At 60.6% G+C, this 19,716-nt stretch carries 19 protein-coding genes; 12 read left to right on the top strand and 7 right to left on the bottom strand.

Going from position 1 to position 19,716, the window contains the following annotated elements; all coding sequences use genetic code 11:
- The first annotated feature begins 7 nt into the window (after positions 1–7).
- On the top strand, positions 8–1,471 hold the full coding sequence (gene nuoN, locus BW33_RS24055; protein WP_047601693.1) for an NADH-quinone oxidoreductase subunit NuoN: 1,464 nt from the start codon (positions 8–10) through the stop codon (positions 1,469–1,471).
- 149 nt (positions 1,472–1,620) lie between these two features.
- Here the strand turns inward: nuoN and BW33_RS24060 are convergent, their stop codons facing one another.
- Complete coding sequence (locus tag BW33_RS24060; RefSeq protein ID WP_047601695.1) at positions 1,621–2,088, bottom strand: GNAT family N-acetyltransferase; 468 nt, start codon at positions 2,086–2,088, stop codon at positions 1,621–1,623.
- A gap of 370 nt (positions 2,089–2,458) precedes the next feature.
- On the opposite strand from BW33_RS24060, the gene BW33_RS24065 reads away from it, so the two are divergent.
- The 3 genes from BW33_RS24065 to BW33_RS24075 all read left to right on the top strand — a co-directional run bounded on the left by BW33_RS24065 (position 2,459) and on the right by BW33_RS24075 (position 4,611).
- Positions 2,459–2,809, top strand: a complete 351-nt coding sequence (locus BW33_RS24065; protein WP_047601696.1) for a hypothetical protein — start codon at positions 2,459–2,461, stop codon at positions 2,807–2,809.
- Positions 2,799–3,113, top strand: coding sequence for a helix-turn-helix domain-containing protein (locus BW33_RS24070; RefSeq protein WP_047601697.1), 315 nt, complete (start codon positions 2,799–2,801; stop codon positions 3,111–3,113). The genes BW33_RS24065 and BW33_RS24070 overlap by 11 nt, the downstream gene beginning before the upstream one ends.
- Before the next feature lie 172 nt (positions 3,114–3,285).
- The gene (locus BW33_RS24075) at positions 3,286–4,611 is read left to right on the top strand and encodes an OprD family porin (protein WP_047601698.1); all 1,326 of its coding nucleotides are present in this window, start codon (positions 3,286–3,288) and stop codon (positions 4,609–4,611) included.
- A gap of 184 nt (positions 4,612–4,795) precedes the next feature.
- Here BW33_RS24075 and BW33_RS28695 read toward each other — a convergent pair whose 3' ends face one another.
- The 4 genes from BW33_RS28695 to BW33_RS24090 form a co-directional block, all read right to left on the bottom strand.
- Positions 4,796–4,951, bottom strand: coding sequence for a DUF2474 family protein (locus BW33_RS28695; protein ID WP_081730198.1), 156 nt, complete (start codon positions 4,949–4,951; stop codon positions 4,796–4,798).
- Positions 4,938–5,954, bottom strand: coding sequence for a cytochrome d ubiquinol oxidase subunit II (cydB, locus tag BW33_RS24080; RefSeq protein ID WP_047601699.1), 1,017 nt, complete (start codon positions 5,952–5,954; stop codon positions 4,938–4,940). The genes BW33_RS28695 and cydB overlap by 14 nt, the downstream gene beginning before the upstream one ends.
- 3 nt (positions 5,955–5,957) lie before the next feature.
- Positions 5,958–7,361 carry a cytochrome ubiquinol oxidase subunit I gene (locus BW33_RS24085; protein WP_047602024.1) on the bottom strand — a complete coding sequence of 468 codons (1,404 nt, stop codon included), beginning with the start codon at positions 7,359–7,361 and terminating at the stop codon, positions 5,958–5,960.
- Between the two features lie 106 nt (positions 7,362–7,467).
- On the bottom strand, positions 7,468–9,792 hold the full coding sequence (locus BW33_RS24090; RefSeq protein WP_047601700.1) for an FdhF/YdeP family oxidoreductase: 2,325 nt from the start codon (positions 9,790–9,792) through the stop codon (positions 7,468–7,470).
- Between the two features lie 357 nt (positions 9,793–10,149).
- Here BW33_RS24090 and moaA point away from each other — a divergent pair, with 357 nt between their 5' ends.
- Positions 10,150–11,148, top strand: a complete 999-nt coding sequence (gene moaA, locus BW33_RS24095; RefSeq protein WP_047601701.1) for a GTP 3',8-cyclase MoaA — start codon at positions 10,150–10,152, stop codon at positions 11,146–11,148.
- 35 nt (positions 11,149–11,183) lie between these two features.
- Entirely contained in the window at positions 11,184–12,083 is a 900-nt protein-coding gene (locus tag BW33_RS24100; RefSeq protein WP_047601703.1) for a bestrophin family protein, read from the top strand.
- 586 nt (positions 12,084–12,669) lie between these two features.
- Here the strand turns inward: BW33_RS24100 and BW33_RS24105 are convergent.
- Complete coding sequence (locus BW33_RS24105; protein WP_047601705.1) at positions 12,670–13,875, bottom strand: molybdopterin molybdotransferase MoeA; 1,206 nt, start codon at positions 13,873–13,875, stop codon at positions 12,670–12,672.
- On the bottom strand, positions 13,872–14,411 hold the full coding sequence (gene moaB / locus BW33_RS24110) for a molybdenum cofactor biosynthesis protein B (RefSeq protein WP_027611709.1): 540 nt from the start codon (positions 14,409–14,411) through the stop codon (positions 13,872–13,874). The genes BW33_RS24105 and moaB overlap by 4 nt, the downstream gene beginning before the upstream one ends.
- 285 nt (positions 14,412–14,696) lie before the next feature.
- Here moaB and BW33_RS24115 point away from each other — a divergent pair, with 285 nt between their 5' ends.
- The 6 genes from BW33_RS24115 to chrA all read left to right on the top strand — a co-directional run bounded on the left by BW33_RS24115 (position 14,697) and on the right by chrA (position 19,402).
- Complete coding sequence (locus tag BW33_RS24115; RefSeq protein WP_047601708.1) at positions 14,697–15,590, top strand: LysR family transcriptional regulator; 894 nt, start codon at positions 14,697–14,699, stop codon at positions 15,588–15,590.
- 219 nt (positions 15,591–15,809) lie between these two features.
- Complete coding sequence (fdhD, locus tag BW33_RS24120; RefSeq protein WP_047601711.1) at positions 15,810–16,655, top strand: formate dehydrogenase accessory sulfurtransferase FdhD; 846 nt, start codon at positions 15,810–15,812, stop codon at positions 16,653–16,655.
- The gene (gene moaC / locus BW33_RS24125; RefSeq protein ID WP_047601713.1) at positions 16,652–17,137 is read left to right on the top strand and encodes a cyclic pyranopterin monophosphate synthase MoaC; all 486 of its coding nucleotides are present in this window, start codon (positions 16,652–16,654) and stop codon (positions 17,135–17,137) included. Before fdhD ends, moaC begins: the two co-directional genes overlap by 4 nt.
- Entirely contained in the window at positions 17,134–17,385 is a 252-nt protein-coding gene (locus BW33_RS24130; protein ID WP_047601715.1) for a MoaD/ThiS family protein, read from the top strand. Before moaC ends, BW33_RS24130 begins: the two co-directional genes overlap by 4 nt.
- Positions 17,386–17,387: 2 nt before the next feature.
- Positions 17,388–17,849: a molybdopterin synthase catalytic subunit MoaE gene (gene moaE, locus BW33_RS24135; RefSeq protein ID WP_047601716.1), complete on the top strand. Its 462-nt coding sequence runs from the start codon at positions 17,388–17,390 to the stop codon at positions 17,847–17,849.
- 209 nt (positions 17,850–18,058) lie between these two features.
- The gene (gene chrA, locus BW33_RS24140) at positions 18,059–19,402 is read left to right on the top strand and encodes a chromate efflux transporter (RefSeq protein WP_047601717.1); all 1,344 of its coding nucleotides are present in this window, start codon (positions 18,059–18,061) and stop codon (positions 19,400–19,402) included.
- Positions 19,403–19,716: the final 314 nt, after the last annotated feature.

Consider the following 19,716-nt stretch of genomic DNA (forward strand, 5'->3'; position numbering starts at 1 on the left):
GAGCGCTATGGAATTCACGATTCAACACTTTATTGCGCTTGCGCCACTGTTGATCACCAGCCTCACCATTATCGTGGTGATGCTGGCAATCGCCTGGCGCCGCAACCACTCGCAGACCTTCCTGATCTCGGTCGCCGGTCTGAACCTGGCCCTGCTGTCGATCCTGCCAGCCCTGAAAGTCGCGCCTCTGGCCGTGACTCCATTGCTGCAGATCGACACCTTCGCCTGCCTGTACATGGCGCTGATCCTGGTCGCCACCCTCGCTTGTGTAACCCTAGCCCACGCCTACCTCGGCGATGGCGGTTCGGGTTACCCGGGCAACCGTGAAGAACTGTACCTGCTGATCCTGATGGCCGCCGCCGGTGGTCTGGTTCTGGTCAGCGCGCAGCACCTGGCCGGTTTGTTCATCGGTCTGGAACTGCTGTCGGTGCCGGTCTACGGTCTGGTGGCTTACGCCTTCTTCAACAAGCGTTCGCTGGAAGCCGGCATCAAGTACATGGTGCTGTCGGCCGCCGGTTCCGCGTTCCTGTTGTTCGGCATGGCCCTGCTCTACGCTGACGCCGGCACCCTGAGCTTCGTCGGTATCGGTCAGGCGCTGGCCACCACCAACCTGCCGAGCTCGCTGGCTCAGCTGGGTCTGGGCATGATGCTGATCGGTCTGGCATTCAAGCTGTCGCTGGTACCGTTCCACCTGTGGACGCCGGACGTGTACGAAGGTGCTCCGGCGCCGGTCGCCGCGTTCCTCGCCACGGCGTCGAAGGTTGCCGTGTTCGCGGTGATGGTGCGTCTGTTCCAGATCTCCCCTGCCGCGAGCAGTGGCGTACTGAGCGACGTGCTGAGCGTGATCGCTATCGCCTCGATCCTGTTCGGTAACCTGCTGGCCCTGACCCAGAGCAACCTCAAGCGTCTGCTCGGTTACTCGTCCATTGCGCACTTCGGCTACCTGCTGATCGCGCTGGTGGCGAGCAAGGGTCTGGCGGTGGAAGCCATCGGCGTGTACCTGGTCACCTACGTGATCACCAGCCTTGGCGCCTTCGGCGTGATCACCCTGATGTCCTCGCCCTACAACGGCCGTGACGCCGACGCACTGTACGAGTACCGCGGCCTGTTCTGGCGCCGTCCGTACCTGACCGCGGTACTGACCGTGATGATGCTGTCCCTGGCCGGTATCCCGCTGACTGCCGGCTTCATCGGCAAGTTCTACATCATCGCCACCGGTGTCGAGTCGCACCAATGGTGGCTGGTCGGTTCCCTGGTACTGGGTAGCGCCATCGGCGTGTTTTACTACCTGCGCGTGATGGTCACCCTGTACCTGATCGAGCCGAACCTGCGCCGCCACGACGCCCAGCTGCACTGGGAACAGAAGGCAGGCGGCGTAATGCTGCTGGCCATCGCCGTGGTCGCGTTCTTCCTCGGTGTGTACCCGCAGCCATTGCTGACGCTGGTTCAGCAGGCGGGTCTGGCGGGCTGATTGCTCGGCTTGCTTTAGCTGCAAACAAAAACGGCACCTTCGGGTGCCGTTTTTGTTTTTGTGAGATTCAACAGCAAAAGATCGCAGCCTTCGGCAGCTCCTACAGGGGAATTGTGCAGGAGCTGCCGAAGGCTGCGATCTTTTGATCTTCACCCCAATGTCTTCACCATCGGCACGCAGGCCAGTCGCAGACCCGAAGGTGATTGATAAACCGCACTCTCCTCCCCGACATAACCGCAGCGACGATAAAAGTCGACCGCATTCAATGTTGCGTCCAGGCACACCTCGGTCAGCCCGAGATCCCGCGCCAAATCTTCGAGAAAGACCAGAACACGCCTGCCCAGCCCACGCTGCATGAAATCCGGGCGAATGAAGATCGCGCCAATTTCACGGTAATCCAGATCAAGCATGCCGGTCGCTACAGCCTCACCCTCAATGCAGCCCAGATAAAAGTGTTTTTCCATCAGCGTGTCGTAGCCGTCTTCGGCCGCTCCTTGGATCCAGTCGAGCATTTGCTGCTGGCTGTAGGCACCGACGCATTGCTGCCGGATGGCCAGGCGCCGAATCTCGAACGCGATCCGGGCGTCGTCCGGGGTAGCTCTTCTTATCTCGAACATTTATCTCTCCATGAGCCATGTGCGTACGGAGCATGAAAAAGCCCCGTCCATTGCTGGCGGGGCTTTGGGTAATACGTCCAATGACAAACACGTATGACCTCATGGCCCGCCGGAAGCGGTCATGGAGGAATACATCATGGTCATTCGAAGTCGGGCAGTCATGGGGTGATAGTGCTGCGGATTGTTCCGACACGTCAATTGTGAAGTCTCCCCTCTACTCAATCGAACGTTCTCACCACACTCGCCGATTCGTCCTACAGGTGTTTTTACGACCGGAGTCTACCGTTCAAAAAGGGACGAAAAGGACGGCCTGGAGGCCTTGACCGATTCGGTTATCGAGACAACACCATACGTAGGTAGCGTACAGAACATGGATGCTCTTTTTGTCGAATTACGTATGTTTCAGAAATACCGAAACGATTATCTGGACGACGATCTATTTCGGAGCTTTCAACTGGAGTTGCTGAAAAACCCCGAAGCGGGCGATCTGATCGAGGGCACAGGCGGGCTACGCAAGATTCGCTTTTGTGATCAGCGACGAGGCAAGGGCAAGCGCAGCGGATTACGGGTGATTTGCTACTGGTGGTCGGGTTTCAACCAATTCTGGCTGTTCACTGTGTACGGCAAAGACGAGTACACCGACCTCTCGCCGGCTCAGAAAAAACAGTTCAAACAAACTCTGAATAAAGAAATCAACACGAGATCCCACTATGAAACGTGACATTTTTTCCGAATTGATGGATGGCCTCGAAGCTCTGGCAGAAGAGCGCCAAGGCAAAATTACGCTGCGCACACACAAGGTTCAATTACCGAAACTGATGCCCATCACTGCCGAGGAAGTGATAGCCATCCGCCAACAGCTCAACCTCTCGAGGTCAGTGTTCGCCATGTACCTGCGCACCAACACGCGAACCCTGGAAAACTGGGAGCAAGGACGAGCAACACCCAATGCACAGGCCACGACCCTGATCCGTCTGGTCGAGCGATTTCCACAAACCATTGAGCAACTCGCAGCCTTGAACTGAACCCGCTTGGCACAAACCATTCATGACGAAATTGTAATTCCCCCATCACCTTGGCGTTATCCGCAGCTTGCAACGATGTCACCCGGCGACCAATGCCGGCGGGCCCTGCCCCGCCGAACAATAAAACCACGCCGACGCACGTTCCCGTTCTGCCGAACCCAAGGAGTGTTTGATGGTTAACAATACAAAAATGTCGATGGCCGCTTTAGCGGTGGTGGTCGGCTCCGGGCCGTCCATGGTGTTTGCAGAAGACAAGCCTGAGGGCTTTGTCGAAGGCAGTAGCCTGACGGTGCTCAACCGCAACTTCTACTTCAATCGTGATCATCGCAACGACCAGTCCAGCCCCACCGGCAACGGTTACTCCGAAGCCTGGGCGCATGCGGTGATCAGCAAGTTCGAATCCGGTTTCACTCAAGGCACCGTTGGGGTCGGTGTCGATGCGTTTGCCATGCTCGGTTTGAAACTCGACACCGGTGACGGACGCAACGGCGGGCGCAGTTCGTTCGATGTGTTGCCGGTCAACAGTGACGGCCAGGCGCGGGATGAATACACCAAGGTCGGTGGCGCTGCCAAAGTGCGGGCCTTCGATACGGTGGTCAAGGTCGGTGATGTGTTCCCGGCCAACCCGGTGGTGGCGGCCGGTGACTCGCGCTTGCTGCCGGAGAGCTTTCGCGGCGTGACGGCGACCAACACCAGCATCGACGGTCTGTCGATTCAGGGCGGACGGCTGCATGCGATGAGCCAGCCGGTGTCCAGCGACATGCGCGAAAACTTCGCCACGTTCTACGCAGGTCCAGTCAATTCGCCGTGGATCGCTTACGGTGGTGGCGACTATGTGCTGAACAAGAACCTCAGTTTCAGCCTGTATTCCAGTCGCCTCAAGGATGCCTGGAACCAGTATTACGCCGGCACCGCTTGGACCTATCCGCTGTCGGACGAGCTGTCGCTGTTCGGTGGTCTGAACTATTACAAAGCCGTCGACGAAGGCAAACAACTGCTCGGCCAATTCGACAACAACATCTGGAGCGGCCGCGTCGGCGTGAAGCTCGGCGCGCACTCTCTCGCCCTTTCCCACCAGCGCAACAACGGCAACGATGACTTCGATTACCTGCGCCAGTCCGACTCGATCTTCCTCGACAACTCGATCCAGTACAGCGACTTCAACTCGCCGAAAGAACGTTCGTGGATGGTGCGCTACGACCTCGACATGAGTGCTTACGGTGTGCCGGGGCTGTCATTCATGACCCGTTACGCGCGCGGCACCGACGCCGACTATTCCAACGCCAACGCCGTGTATATGCGCCGTGATGCCGAGGGCAATCCACTGACCGACCAGAAGCGCTGGGAGCGTGACGTCGAAGTCAAATACGTGGTGCAGAGCGGTTCGATGAAAGACCTGTCGCTGCGCTTGCGCCAGGCCACCACCCGCGCTACGGCGTTCGAGTCCGACCTGGATGAAGTGAGGGTGATCGTCGAATACCCGCTGGCGATTCTCTGAGTTTCCCGAGCAATACCATTCACCTTTAGAAGCTCCTTGCTCCTTTGGTCAGAGGTGAATTTTTTGGCGTCCTTCGGGGCGCCTTTTTTACATCTGCCAATATCACACCGCTGCCACAGGTTTGATCAGCGTTTCGAGAATGTTGAGCACAAAAAAACCGGAGCCAAGGCTCCGGTTTTTCAGGTCAGTGGGTCCTCATTCCCGCTGCATACATCGCCAGTTTCAGCACACTCGCCACCACCGCGAGCGATACCACGCTGCCGAACCAGATCAGCAACAACCAGCCCAGACGCTTGTACCAGCGGCTGGTTTTGACCTCACGCGAATCAATGGTAGCCATCGCCAATCCTCACTTTGCCGCGGAATACGTAGTAGCTCCAGAAGGTGTACATCAGGATCACCGGCAGGATGAACAGTGCGCCGATCAGGGCGAACAACTGGCTCGAGGGCGGTGATGCCGCCGCCCACAGGCTCACCGATGGCGGGATGATGTTTGGCCAGATACTTAGCGCCAGACCGATGTAACCGAGCAGCATCAGCACCAGAGTGAACACGAACGGCCAGTGGGTATGACGCTGACGCAACGTGCGCAGCAATCCGAACAACGCCAGCAGCGCCAACACCATCAACCCGACAAATACCTTCAGGTGTCCGCTGGTCGACCAGCGAGTGGCCAGCTCCGGGTGCAACTTCAGCGTCCATGCACCAATCACCACCACCATCGCCGTCAGCAACCACGCCAGCGGACGAGTGAAAAGACGCATCCGCGACTCGAGCATGCCTTCGGTCTTGACCAGCAACCAGGTGCTGCCCAACAGCGCATAAGCCACCACCAGACCGACACCGCACACCAGCGGGAACGGCGCCAGCCAGTCCAGGCCGCCACCGGCAAACTGCCGATCCACCACGGGAATGCCCGATACGTACGCGCCGATCGCCACACCCTGGGAGAACGTCGCCAGCAGCGAACCGCCGATGAACGCTTTGTCCCACCAGTGGCGCTTTTGCGGTGACGACTTGAAGCGAAACTCGAACGCCACGCCACGGAAAATCAGCCCGCAGAGCATCAGGATCAGCGGCAGGTACAGCGCCTCCAGAATCACCCCGTAGGCCAGTGGAAACGCGCCATACAGCGCCGCACCACCGAGCACCAGCCAGGTTTCGTTGCCGTCCCACACCGGGGCGACAGTGTTCATCATCACGTCGCGCTCCTGCTCATCGGGGATCAGTGGGAACAGGATGCCCAGGCCCAGATCGAAGCCGTCCATGATCACGTACATCATCACCCCGAAGGCGATGATCACTCCCCAGATCAACGAGAGATCGATACCTTGAATACCCATGACTCAATGCTCCTTCATCGGGGCGGTAGCCGCCGAAATGGGCCGGCGCGGGGTCGGCAACTGATCGCCCTCCGGCGGATGTTCGTGATGGGGCTGCGGGCCTTTCTTCACGAGTTTCATCATGTAGCCGATGCCCACGGTGAACACCGAGCAGTAGATCACCACGAACAGCAGCAGCGAGGTGCTCATCTGCGCCACCGAGTGATGCGACGCGGCGTCATGGGTGCGCATCAGGCCGTAAACCACCCACGGCTGACGCCCGACTTCGGTAGTGATCCAGCCGGCCAGCAACGCGATCAACCCGCTCGGCCCCATCAGCAACACCAGACGCTGGAAGCCACGATGCTGATAGAGCTTGCCGCCACGGCGCAACGCCAGACCCAGCACACCGACAAGGATCATCAACATGCCCAGCCCGGCCATGACGCGGAAGCTCCAGAAGATGATGGTCGAGTTCGGCCGGTCCTCCTTCGGGAAGCTCTTGAGCGCCGGGATCTGCTTGTCGAGGCTGTGAGTCAGGATCAGGCTGCCCAGGTACGGAATTTCCAGCGCATACCTGGTCTTCTCCGCCTGCATGTCGGGGATGCCGAACAGCACCAGCGGCGTCGGGCCGTTGTCGGCGTTTTCCCAGTGGCCTTCGATGGCGGCGATTTTTGCCGGTTGATGTTCCAGGGTGTTCAAGCCATGAGCGTCACCGACCACCGCCTGAATCGGCGCCACGATCAACGCCATCCACAACGCCATGGAAAACATCCTGCGCACCGGCGCGGTATTGTTGCCGCGCAGCAAGTGCCAGGCCGCCGACGAGCCAACGAAGAAGGCCGTGGCGACGAACGCGGCGATCGCCATGTGCGCCAGACGGAACGGAAACGACGGGTTGAACACGATCGCCAGCCAGTCCAGCGGCATCACCCGCCCGTCGACAATTTCAAAGCCCTGCGGCGTCTGCATCCAACTGTTGGAAGCGAGAATCCAGAACGTTGAAATCAGCGTGCCGATAGCGACCATCACCGTGGCAAAGAAGTGCAAGCCACGGCCGACGCGGTTCCAGCCGAACAGCATGACCCCGAGAAACCCGGCCTCAAGGAAGAACGCAGTCAGCACCTCATAGGTCAGCAACGGCCCGGTGATGCTTCCGGCGAAGTCGGAAAAGCCGCTCCAGTTGGTGCCGAACTGGTATGCCATGACCAGCCCCGAGACCACGCCCATGCCGAAGTTGACAGCGAAGATCTTCGACCAGAAGTGGTAGAGATCGCGGTAAGTGTCGTCACGGGTTTTCAGCCACAGGCCTTCGAGTACCGCGAGGAAACTCGCCAGGCCGATGGTGATCGCCGGGAAGATAATGTGAAACGAAACCGTGAACGCGAATTGAATTCGCGCCAGGTCCAGTGCCTCCATGTTGAGCATAATGATGTCCTCATCCAGGCTGAAAAGCGGCAGCACGTCGCCGGGCCACCGCCAGGCGCGAACGCCTGCAGCCAGTCAAATTGCCAGTGTTTTTATCAGTAGCGGGTCAGGCCACCGACGACGGAATCAGGTTGCTGACCTTGGCCGCTTCGAGGCGGATCGCAACGAATTTCGAGGTCGGCGTGTAGGTCCTGTCACCGTAGCTTTCCAGCGGCACCAGCGGGTTGGTTTCCGGGTAGTACGCCGCCGCCTGACCGGGCGGAATGTCGTAGGCGATCAGGGTGAAACCGCTGACCCGCCGTTCACGGTCGTCATCCCACAGCGCCACCAGATCGACCTTCTGCCCCGGTTCGAAACCGAGGCGCTGGATGTCCTGCTCGTTGGCAAAGATCACGTCGCGCATGCCGTAAACCCCTCGATAACGGTCGTCGAGGCCGTACAGCGTGGTGTTGTACTGATCGTGCGAACGCATGGTCTGCAGAATCAGATCCGGCTTGACCGGCAGGTTGCGCACGCCTTCGCTGATCAGGTGTTCGGGTAGCACGCACGGGGTGAACTGGGCTTTGCCGGACTCGGTGTTCCAGACCCGATCCGAGGCGTCGTTGCCGAGGTGGAAGCCACCCGGGGTCAGCAGTTTTTCGTTGAAGTTCTCGAAGCCCGGAATCACGTCGCCGATCAGGTTGCGAATGCGCCCGTAGTCGCCCACGACCCACTCCCAGTCGATTGGATGTTTGCCCAACGTGGCGGCGGCGATTCCGGCAATGATCGCCGGCTCGGATTTCAAGTGCGCCGACTTCGGCTTCAGTTGACCGAACGACAAGTGCACCATGCTGAAGGTGTCTTCCACGGTCACGCCTTGCGGGCCTTCGGCCTGAATGTCGATGTCGGTGCGACCGAGGCACGGCAGGATCAACGCATCGCGTCCGGTGACCAGATGGCTGCGGTTGAGCTTGGTCGAAATGTGCACGGTCAGGTCGAGTTTGCGCATCGCCTCGTGAGTGCGCGGGGTGTCCGGCGTGGCTTGGGCGAAGTTGCCACCCAGACCGATAAACACCTTGGCCTCGCCACGCTCCATCGCACCGATCGCCATGACGGTGTTGTGGCCGTGCATGCGCGGCACTTTGAAGTTGAAGCGTTTTTCCAGGGCGTCCATCAGCTCCTTCGGCGCCAGTTCGTTGATGCCCATGGTGCGGTCGCCCTGCACGTTACTGTGACCACGCACCGGCGACAGACCGGCGCCCGGACGGCCAACGTTGCCGCGCAGCAGTTGCAGGTTGATGACTTCCTGCAGGGTCGGCACCGAGTGCACGTGTTGGGTCAGGCCCATGGCCCAGCACATGATCACGCTCTTGGCGCGGCCATACATGCGCGCGGCCAGTTCGATGTCGTGCAGCGGCACGCCGGATTGCTCGAGGATGTGCTCCCACGAAGTCGCATCGACTTCCGCCAGATAGCTGTCCAGACCCGAGGTGTGCTCGGCGATGAACGCGTGATCGAACACCGGTTCGCCACCGCTGGCCTGGGCTTCACGCTCCCACTGCAGAAGGAATTTTACCATGCCGCGAATCATCGCCATGTCGCCACCCAGGGCCGGGCGGAAGTACGCGGTGTTGGTCGCTTCCCAGCCGTTGCTGAGCATCTCGATCGGGTTCTGCGGGTTCTGAAAACGCTCCAGGCCACGCTCTTTCAGCGGGTTGATGCACACCACTTGTGCGCCGCGCTTCACCGCTTCGCGCAGCGGTTCAAGCATCCGTGGGTGGTTGGTGCCAGGGTTCTGGCCGATGACGAAAATCGCGTCGGCGTGGTGCAGATCCTCGTAGACCACGGTGCCCTTGCCCACGCCCAGCGTCTCGCCCATGCTCACCGCACTGGCTTCGTGGCACATGTTCGAGCAGTCCGGGAAATTGTTGGTGCCGTAGGCCCGGACGAACAACTGATAGAGAAACGCCGCTTCGTTGCTGGCCCGGCCCGAGGTGTAGAACTCGGCCTCGTGCGGCGATTTCAGGCCCTTGAGGTGTTCGGCGATCAGCGCGAACGCGTCTTCCCAAGTGGTTTCCACATAGCGGTCGACCCGCGCGTCGTAACGCATCGGGTGGGTCAGGCGGCCCTGATATTCCAGCCAGTAGTCGCTCTGCTCGGCCAGGCTCGATACCGTGTACTTGTTGAAGAACGCCGGGTCGACCAAGCGCCCGGTAGCCTCCCAGTTCACCGCTTTGGCGCCGTTCTCGCAGAACTTGAGCATGCTCGCACCGGGCGCTTCCCCCCACGCGCAGCCCGGGCAGTCGAAACCGCCGTTCTGGTTGGTCTTGAGCATGGCGCGGATGTTTTTCAGGGCGTTTTCACTGCCCAGCCAGCTTTTGGTCAGGCTGATCACAGCCCCCCAACCGGCAGCGGCACCCTTGTAAGGTTTGTAACGGTCGACTTGTGACATGGGACATCTCCATGACGATGCACACAGGCATGAACCTGATCTTGGTTAAACAGCGACGGCCGACTTTGCACAGCAATAACGCAGTCGTTTCAGTTGCCGGAGCAAGGATATGAACCGTTACAAAACATTGTCTAATCGCTATTTATGACCACATTATCGAAAGCATCTATCACGGGAGAAAACCCTTTATTTACGGGGTGTTGCGAAACTAAAGCGGCAACTTTCGAGGAAAAATAATTGATCATCGACGCGCTCAATCAGCCGTTCATTAACAGTGATTGGACGCCCTCTCAAGTTGCCCATACTCTGCGCCAACCGGTTCCGTTAATGCGGACTTCTCACCCCTGCGAGGCTGTCATGTCAGAGCGTGTCTTGATCGATGGTTACAACCGCCGCGTCGACTATCTGCGCATGTCGGTCACCGACCGCTGCGACTTCCGCTGCGTCTATTGCATGGCCGAGGACATGCAGTTTCTGCCGCGCCAGCAAGTGCTGACGCTGGAGGAGATCTATCAACTGGCGCAGAGCTTTGTGGCACTGGGCACGCGTAAGATTCGCCTGACCGGCGGCGAGCCGCTGATCCGCCCGGGCGTGGTCAAGCTGTGCGAGCAGATCGCCGCCCTGCCCGGCCTGCGTGAACTGTGCATGACCACCAATGGCTCGCAGTTGGGCAAACTCGCCGCGCCGCTGTTCGACGCCGGGGTCAAGCGCCTGAACATCAGCCTCGACAGCCTCGACCCGGAGCGCTTCAGACAAATGACCCGCACCGGTGATCTGGCGCAGGTGATCAACGGCATCGATGCGGCGCGCAAGGCCGGTTTCACCCGAACCAAACTCAACGTGGTGGTGATGCAGGGGCGCAACGATCAGGAGATCAACGATCTGGTGAGCTTCGCCATCGACCGCCAGCTCGACGTCTCCTTCATCGAGGAAATGCCGCTGGGCATCATCAACGAACACAGCCGCGCCGAGTCGTTTTTCTCCAGCGCCCAGGTGCGCGAGAAGATCGCCGAGCGCTACACCCTGATCGACTCCGCCGAGTCGACTCAAGGCCCGTCGCGCTACTGGCGGCTGGCCGAGGCGCCGGACATTCGTCTGGGTTTCATCTCGCCGCACAGCCACAACTTTTGCGGCACCTGCAACCGGGTGCGGCTGACCGTCGAGGGGCGCCTGCTACTGTGTCTGGGTAACGAGCATTCGGTGGATCTGAAAGCCGTGCTGCGCGCTCATCCGGGGCAACCGCAGCGGCTGGAAAAAGCCATTGTCGAGGCGATGAAACTCAAGCCGTATCGACACAATTTCGAGGTGAACGACGACGTTCAGGTCGTGCGTTTCATGAACATGACCGGCGGTTGAGCCGCCCTCACCCTGCGTAACCGGGATCGCCCAGCATGATCATCAGACCCAAGGTCAACCCATTCGCCATCCTCTTCACCCTCAAGGGGTCGATTGCCAAACGCATCGCCCTGCGCACCCTGATGGTCACCTTGCTGGCCTCGGCCATCGTGCTGATCGAAATGCTCCATCCGAGCAACTTCACCAAGGTCAACGCCACGCCGTTCACCCTGCTCGGGCTGTCGCTGTCGATCTTCATGAATTTTCGCAACAACGCCTGCTACGACCGCTGGTATGAAGCGCGCAAAGCCTGGGGGGATGTGCTGGTGCACATTCGTTCGGTGATTCGCGAAACCCATGTCATCCGTGAATCGGTGCAGCGCAAACCGTTGCTGCTCAACCTCTGCGGGTTCGCCCATGCGCTGAATGCGCGATTGCGCCGGGAAAGCGAAGCGGCGGCCAGCAGCAAGTGGATCACCCCGCTGCACGATCCGCAGGTGCCGGACTACAGCGGACGGATTCTGCAACAGGTCGGCCAGCAGTGCTCCGACCTGCACCAGAACGGCGAGCTGAGCGAGTGGCGCTACATGCTGCTGGCCAATCACCTGACCAGCCTGACCCAGGCGCAAGCGGTGTGCGAGCGGATCAAAAACACCCCGCTGCCCTTCCCCTACACCTTGCTGCTGCACCGCACGATCTACCTGTTCTGCATCCTGCTGCCGTTCGCCATGGCCGAACCGCTGGGCTGGCTGACCCCGCTGTTCACGGCGATTGTCAGCTACACGTTCTTTGGTCTGGATGCGATTGCCGATGAACTGGAAGACCCGTTCGGCCGCGACGAAAACGACCTGGCGACCGACTCGCTGGTGCGCACTATCGAGCGTGACATTCTCTCCGAGCTGGGGGAGACAGACCTGCCACCGATGCTGCTGCCGGTGGACTACGTCCTGAGCTGAACCCGCTCTCCTGACCACACAAATACCCTCTGTAGGAGTGAGCCTGCTCGCGATAGCGGTCGACCAGCCAGTGAAGATGTTGACTGTGCCGCCGTCATCGCGAGCAGGCTCGCTCCTACAGGTTCCAGGTACACCCCGCAGAATGGCTGATCATCCCATACCCAAATGTGGGAGTGAGCCTGCTCGCGAAGAGTGCCTGTCAGTCAACGTTGATGTTGTATGACACGCCGCCTTCGCGAGCAAGCTCGCTCCTACAGGTTCCAGGTAACCTCGCAGAATGGCTGATCATCCCAAACCCAAATGTGGGAGCGAGCCTGCTCGCGAAGAGTGTCTGTCAGTCAACGTTGATGTTGTATGACACGCCGCCATCGCGAGCAGGCTCGCTCCTACAGGTTCCAGGTACACACCGCAGAATGGCTGATCATCCCACATCCAAATGTGGGAGCGAGCCTGCTCGCGAAGAGTGTCTGTCAGTCACCGTTGATGTTGTATGACACGCCGCCTTCGCGAGCAGGCTCGCTCCTACAGGTTCCAGGTACACCCCGCAGATTGGCTGATCATCACACAATTTACTTTTGTGTCGCGGTCAGAAGAGTTCGCTGAAGGGTATGAAGCGCAGCGGGTCGCCAATGTCGTGAGTGCGGTTTTCCGGCACTTCCACCAGCCCATCGGCCCAGGTCGCACCGAGCAAGACACCGGAACTCTGGTTCGGATACAACACCGCACGCCCCGCTTCCAGCCGCACCCGCAGGTACTCTCGACGGCTGCCCGCCTTGCTCCAGGCGAACCCGGCATTCACTGTAAAGCTCAACGGCATGACCTCTTCCACGCCCTGAATGCGCAGCAGATACGGCCGCGCCAGCAGGCCGAAGGTGACCAGCGCCGAAGTCGGATTACCCGGCAGGCCAATCACCGGCACCGTGCCGAAATGCCCCACGGTCAACGGTTTGCCAGGTTTGATCGCCAGTTTCCACAACAGCGGTTTGCCGTCCTCGCGCAGCACCTGACCGAGGCAATCGGCGTCGCCGGCAGACACGCCACCGGTGGTGAGAATCAGGTCGGCTGCCACTTGCAGTTGCTCAAGCTTGAGCCGCGTTTGCGCCGGACGATCCGGGAGGATCCCGGCGTCGATCACCTCACAGCCCAGTTCCCTCAGCCAATGGCCGAGCAACACGCGGTTGCTGTTGTAAATGCTGCCGGGACGCAACGGCTTGCCCGGCTCGACCAGTTCGTCACCGGTCGACAGCAGCGCCACGCGCGGGCGACGCACCACGTGCAACTGTGCCAGCCCCTGCCCGGCGGCGACCGCCAGTTCGAACGGCCCGAGACGTTTGCCGGCGCGCAGCAGGATGTCGCCGACGCGGTTTTCCTGCCCTTGCGCGCGAATGTTCTGCCCGGCCTTCAGCGGCTGCAAAAAGCGTACGCGGCCGTCCTCCAGCACTTCGACGTTTTCCTGCATCTCGACGCAGGTGGCGCCGGGTGGCAACGGTGCGCCGGTGAAGATCCGCGCACAGGTACCGGGCAGCAACGCATCCGGCGCCTGGCCGGCGTAGACCTTTTGCGACACCTGCAATGGCTGGCGATGCAGATCGGCCAGGTTCAACGCATAACCATCCATGGCACTGTTCGGCCACGGCGGCAGGTCGAGCGTGGCCACCAGATCACTGGCCAACACCCGTCCACGCGCCTCGTTGAGCGGCAGTATTTCGCTGTCGGCCAGACGTTGCTCATTGGCCATGCCGAGCAACTGATCGAGGGCGTCCTCGACCGACATCAACGCTGCCTTGCTCATCCGCGCGGCCCGCAGGCGGCGACTGATTTGAGGTGCGGCACGAAGTTGCACGGGCGATGGCGGTTATCCAGTTGCTCGGCAAGGATGCCTTCCCACGCCGTGCGGCAGGCACCGGTGGAACCCGGCAGGCAGCACACCAGCGTACCGTTGGACAATCCGGCCAGCGCTCGGCTTTGCACGGTGGACGTGCCGATGTCGAGAATCGAAATGGCGCGGAACAACTCGCCAAACCCATCGATCTGCTTGTCGAGCAGACACGCCACCGCTTCCGGCGTGCTGTCGCGTCCGGTGAAGCCGGTGCCGCCGGTGATCAGCACCACCTGAATGCTGTCGTCGGCAATCCAGTGGGCGACCTGGGCGCGGATCTTGTACAGGTCATCCTTGAGCAGGTTGCGTTCGCTCAGGGTATGACCGGCCTCCAGCAATCGGCTGACCAGCAGTTGGCCGGACGTGTCGCTCGCGTAATCGCGCGTATCGCTGACGGTCAGTACGGCTATGTTCAGGGGGACAAACAGGGCATCCGCTTTCGCACTCATGGGAATCTCCGGCAGTAGTCAATCAGATTGCCAAGCAGCCTAAGTGCCACTTATGAGTACTGTCTAATCACTCTGGCCAACCACATTATCGAGCTGCTCTATCGGCGCCGTTGACCTCGGCCAACGCCTTTGAAACCATGGGCGATAGAGCTGATCGATAGGCTTTTCAATTCTTCCGATTGGACGCAGATACAGGCAGGTGAGATCGTCGCACCTCGCGTTTTTCGTGCGCTGCGCGCATCTGCGTCAATACTCAATCCAATTTCTCAACGAGCAGGTGCCTGCGTGGACATCAAACAACTCAAGTTCCTGATCGCACTGGACGAAACCCGACATTTCGGCCAGGCCGCCGCACGCTGCCACATCACCCAGCCGACCCTGTCGATGCGTCTGCGCAATCTGGAAGATGAGCTGGATCTGGTGCTGGTCAATCGCGGCCAGCGCTTTGAAGGTTTCACTCAGGCCGGCGAACGGGTACTGGCCTGGGCGCGCACGCTGCTGGCCGCGCATGACGGTCTGTTCGCCGAGGCGGCGGCGTGCCGCGGGCAACTGGTCGGTAGCTTGCGCCTGGGCCTGGTGCCGCTGAGCAATTTCAATCCGGTCAATTACATTCAGAGTTTGTCCGGGACGTATCCCGAGCTGAAATTCAGTCTGTCGTCGGGGAGTTCTGACGAGATCATCGCCGGCCTTGGCAACAATCAACTGGATCTGGGCGTGTGCTACCTCGACCACGTCAACCCGAACTATTTCGATTTTTTCGAGATCGGCGAAACCCGCGTCGGCCTGCTTTACGACAACCGCCACTTCCATTTCGAAGGCTCGGAAATGAGCTGGGAAGACGCGGCCGAACTGCCGCTGGGGATGATCACCACCGGCATGCATTACCGCAAATCCATCGACCTGAGCTTCCGCAGTCGCGGGCTTAATCCGCAGCCGATCATGGAAAGCGATTCGACCTATCAGTTGCTGCAGGCGATTCACCAGGGTTTCTGCTGCTCGATCATGCCGCTGGACAGCGGGCTGGAAGAGCCGATCGAACACCTGTCGTTCATGCAACTGCCGGATGCCAGCGTGCTGGCGCCGCTGGGGCTGGTGATGCGCAAGACCGAGCCGCGCTCGGCGATTGCCGAGAAGTGTTTTGCCGAGGCGCGGAAGATGTTTGGGGTTGAAGTAATTTAAGCCAGATCCTCCCCCTGTAGGAGCTGCCGAAGGCTGCGATCTTTTGATCTTGATCTTAAAAACAAAAATCAAGATCAAAAGATCGCAGCCTTCGGCAGCTCCTACAGGGGTAGGCCTTGGTGATAGATCCGCCCGATCACCGCATCAGAACAAGCGATTGGACGCACTTTCACCACCCCCGTAGCCTGAACTCACTTCAGCGCTTCGGGACTTTTCAAGATGCTCTGCCACGTCGAAACCACCACCGAACCCACCACCGAACCCAACGCCCCCGCGCCGCAACCGTCACAGGTGGCGTTTCGCGAATACCTGCCGCACGCCCCGCTCTCGCACGTCGCCCTGGCCGCGGAAATCGCCCTGGCGATCACCTTCAATGGCCTGAGCCAGGCGGTGATGATGGTCTCGCCCGGCAACCTCGAAGACTTCATCCGGGGCTTCAGCCTGAGCAACGCGATCATCGACAGCGTCGACGAGATCTACGACATCTGCCTGAGCCATTTCGATCAGGCCTGTCAGGCTGACGTGCAGATTTCCAGCCGCGCCTTCTGGGCGCTGAAAGATCATCGTCGGCAGATGGCCGGCACCAGCGGGTGCGGCATCTGTGGCGTCGAGGCGCTGGAGCAGGCGCTGCCGCAACTGCAGATTCTGCAACCCTGCGCCCTGCCGCCAGCCGTGCATTTCGACGGCATCCGCCAACGCATCGAACAAGCCCAGCAACTGGCCCGCAGCAGCGGCGCCCTGCACGCAGCGCTGTACTTCGACGCCAGCGGTGAAGCGCTGCTGTGCCGCGAAGACATCGGCCGGCACAACGCCCTCGACAAGCTGATTGGCGCGATGCAAATCGCTGATGTCGATGCGCGCCAGGGCTTCGTGGTGGTCACCAGCCGTTGCAGCCTCGAATTGATCCACAAAGCCGTGCGCGCTCGCCTCGGCACCCTCGTCAGCCTGTCCGCCCCCACCGCGTTGACGGTGCGCTGGGCACTCAAGCATCGACTCAATCTGATCCACGTTCCGCACCGCAATGCCCCCCGAATCTACAGCCCGATCCAGGAGCTTTTGCCATGAGTAACACCCTCACCCACCTCGACGATCAGGGCCGCGCCAACATGGTCGACGTCAGCGACAAAGCCGCGACTCGCCGCGAAGCCACGGCGCAGGCCTGGGTGCAGATGCGCCCGGAAACGCTGCAGATGATCCAGGCCAACGGTCACCCCAAGGGCGACGTTTTCGCCGTGGCGCGCATCGCCGGGATTCAGGCGGCCAAGCGCACCCACGAACTGATCCCGCTGTGTCACGCGCTGCTGCTCAGCTCGATTCACGTCGAACTCAAGGCCTGCGAACCGGACCGCGTGCAGATCACCAGCACCTGCCGCTTAACCGGCCAGACCGGCGTCGAACTCGAAGCCCTGACCGCCGCCAGCGTCGCGGCGCTGACCATTTACGACATGTGCAAAGCCGTGGACCGGGCCATGGTCATCGGCGACATCCGCCTGCTGAGCAAACAGGGCGGACGCTCCGGGCATTTTCAATGGGAGAACGCGCAATGATCCTGATTAACTACTTCGCCAGCTACCGTGATCGCCTCAATCTGGGCGGCGAAAAAATCCCCCTGAGCGACAACCTGCGCTGCATCGAGGACGTGCGGCAGATGCTCATGGCCCGCGGTGAGGAATGGCGCGAAGTGCTCGGCGCCGGCAACCTGATGTGCGCGTTGAACCAAGAGCTGTGCCAGCCGAGTGCGGCCATCGAGGACTTCGACGAGATCGCATTTTTCCCTCCGGTCACCGGGGGCTGAGCATGACGGTTCGAGTTCAGTACAAAAGCTTCGACGTCGGCCAGTTGACCGCCGACCTGCATGCGCGCAATCCACGGGTCGGCGCGGTGGTGAATTTCATTGGCTATGTGCGCGATCTGAACATTGGCCAGAGCGTGAATGAGCTGTTCCTCGAGCACTATCCGGGCATGACCGAAAAGGCCCTTGAACAGATCGCCGACGAGGCGCGCGAGCGTTGGCCGCTGCTGGGGGTGGAGATTGTCCATCGGGTCGGCGCATTGGCGGTCAGCGAACCGATCGTGTTTGTGGGCGTCAGCAGCAAGCACCGACACATGGCGTTCGAAGCCTGCGCATTCATCATGGACGTGCTCAAAACCCGCGCGCCCTTCTGGAAGCGCGAGAGCACGGCGCAGGGTTCGCATTGGGTCGAGGCACGGGAGAGCGACCAGAATGCGGCACTGCGCTGGAGTCTGGCGCATGCCTGATCCTGAAGAGTGAATCAGACTGGGGCGAGGGAGCTTGTCGAATCGTCGTACCGTACCGCTGGGGCGCTAAGCGGCCTCAAAAAAGCGGGACTGCTTCGCAGCCCGGCGGAAGCAAGCTCCCTCGCCACAGGTTCAGCTTACCGATAGCACTTTTTCATAAAAGCCTGATTAGATAGCGGCTCCGCCATCATCTATCTCAGGAGCCGCGCTTGAGCATACCCGTTGAAGACCTGCCCAAACCCGCTCCCGTCACGCTGCGCCAGGCCTGGCGCTTCTGGCTCAAGCTCGGCTGCATCGGTTTCGGCGGCCCGGCCGGGCAGATCGCGATCATGCATCAGGAACTGGTCGAACGCCGGCGGTGGATCTCCGAGCGGCGCTTTCTGCACGCCCTCAACTACTGCATGTTGCTACCCGGCCCCGAGGCCCAGCAATTGGCGACGTACATTGGCTGGCTGTTGCATCGCACATGGGGCGGGGTGATCGCCGGGGCGCTGTTCGTGCTGCCATCGCTGTTCATCCTGATTGCGCTGTCGTGGCTGTACATCGCGTTCGGCGATGTGCCGGTGGTCGCCGGGATCTTCTACGGAATCAAACCGGCGGTGACCGCAATTGTCTTGCACGCGGCGCACCGAATCGGCTCGCGGGCGCTGAAAAACAGTTGGCTGTGGGCGATCGCCGGGGCGTCATTCGTGGCGATTTTTGCCTTCAACCTGCCGTTCCCGCTGATCGTGCTCGGGGCGGCATTGCTCGGCTATTTTGGTGGACGCCTGGCACCGCAGCGCTTCGACAATGGCGGGCAGCGCGGCAGTGCCAAGTCCTTCGGCCCGGCGCTGATCGATGACGACACGCCGACGCCTGAACATGCGCGATTCAGCCTGCCGAAGCTCTGGCGTCTGTTGTTGGTCGGCGCGGCGCTATGGTGTTTGCCGATGGCGCTGCTGACCGCGCTGTTCGGCTGGGACGGCACCTTCACGCAAATGGGATGGTTCTTCACCAAGGCCGCGTTCCTGACGTTTGGCGGCGCCTACGCGGTGTTGCCCTATGTCTATCAGGGCGCGGTCGGGCACTACGGCTGGCTGACGCCGACGCAGATGATCGACGGCCTCGCCCTCGGCGAAACCACGCCAGGGCCGTTGATCATGGTGGTGGCGTTTGTCGGGTTCATCGGCGGCTACGTGCAACCGGCGTTCGGCGCGGAACATGCGTTCGCCGCCGGTGCACTGGCGGCGACGCTGGTGACCTGGTTCACCTTCCTGCCCTCGTTCCTGTTCATCCTCGCCGGCGGGCCGTTGGTGGAATCAACGCACAACGAATTGAAATTCACTGCACCGTTGACCGCGATCACCGCTGCGGTGGTCGGGGTGATTCTCAACCTGGCGGGTTTCTTCGCTTATCACGTGTTCTGGCCCAACGGTTTCGCCGGGCACGCTGATCTGTTTTCGATCGGGCTGGCGCTGCTGGCCGCACTGGCGCTGTTCATTTTCAAACGCGGCGTAATTGAAGTGTTGATCGTTTGCGCCCTTGCCGGGCTGGGCTTTCACCTGCTGCGCTGAGCGGCGGCCAAAGAGGCAGGGGCACAATCAGCGGTTTACACGCCCGCAGATTGCCCCTTACTATCGGGGCACACCGGTCGGCGGGGCCATCCCGCCACCGACGTTTTCCGCCAACGGAAACACGCGTTATGAGTACGTCACCACAACAACCAGAAACGTTGAACGTCTCTCGCTTGCGCGCCCTCACCCACAGGGGCGGCGTATGAATCGTATCGTCAATCTCCCCATGGCCCTGCGCCGTTCCAAGCTGCGTCACTCCGCACGCCCGCCGGATATCGCCTGCTGATTCCGACAGTCAGAAAAGATCCATTTGT

This window comes from Pseudomonas sp. RIT288 (assembly GCF_000631985.1).
Lineage (GTDB): Bacteria > Pseudomonadota > Gammaproteobacteria > Pseudomonadales > Pseudomonadaceae > Aquipseudomonas.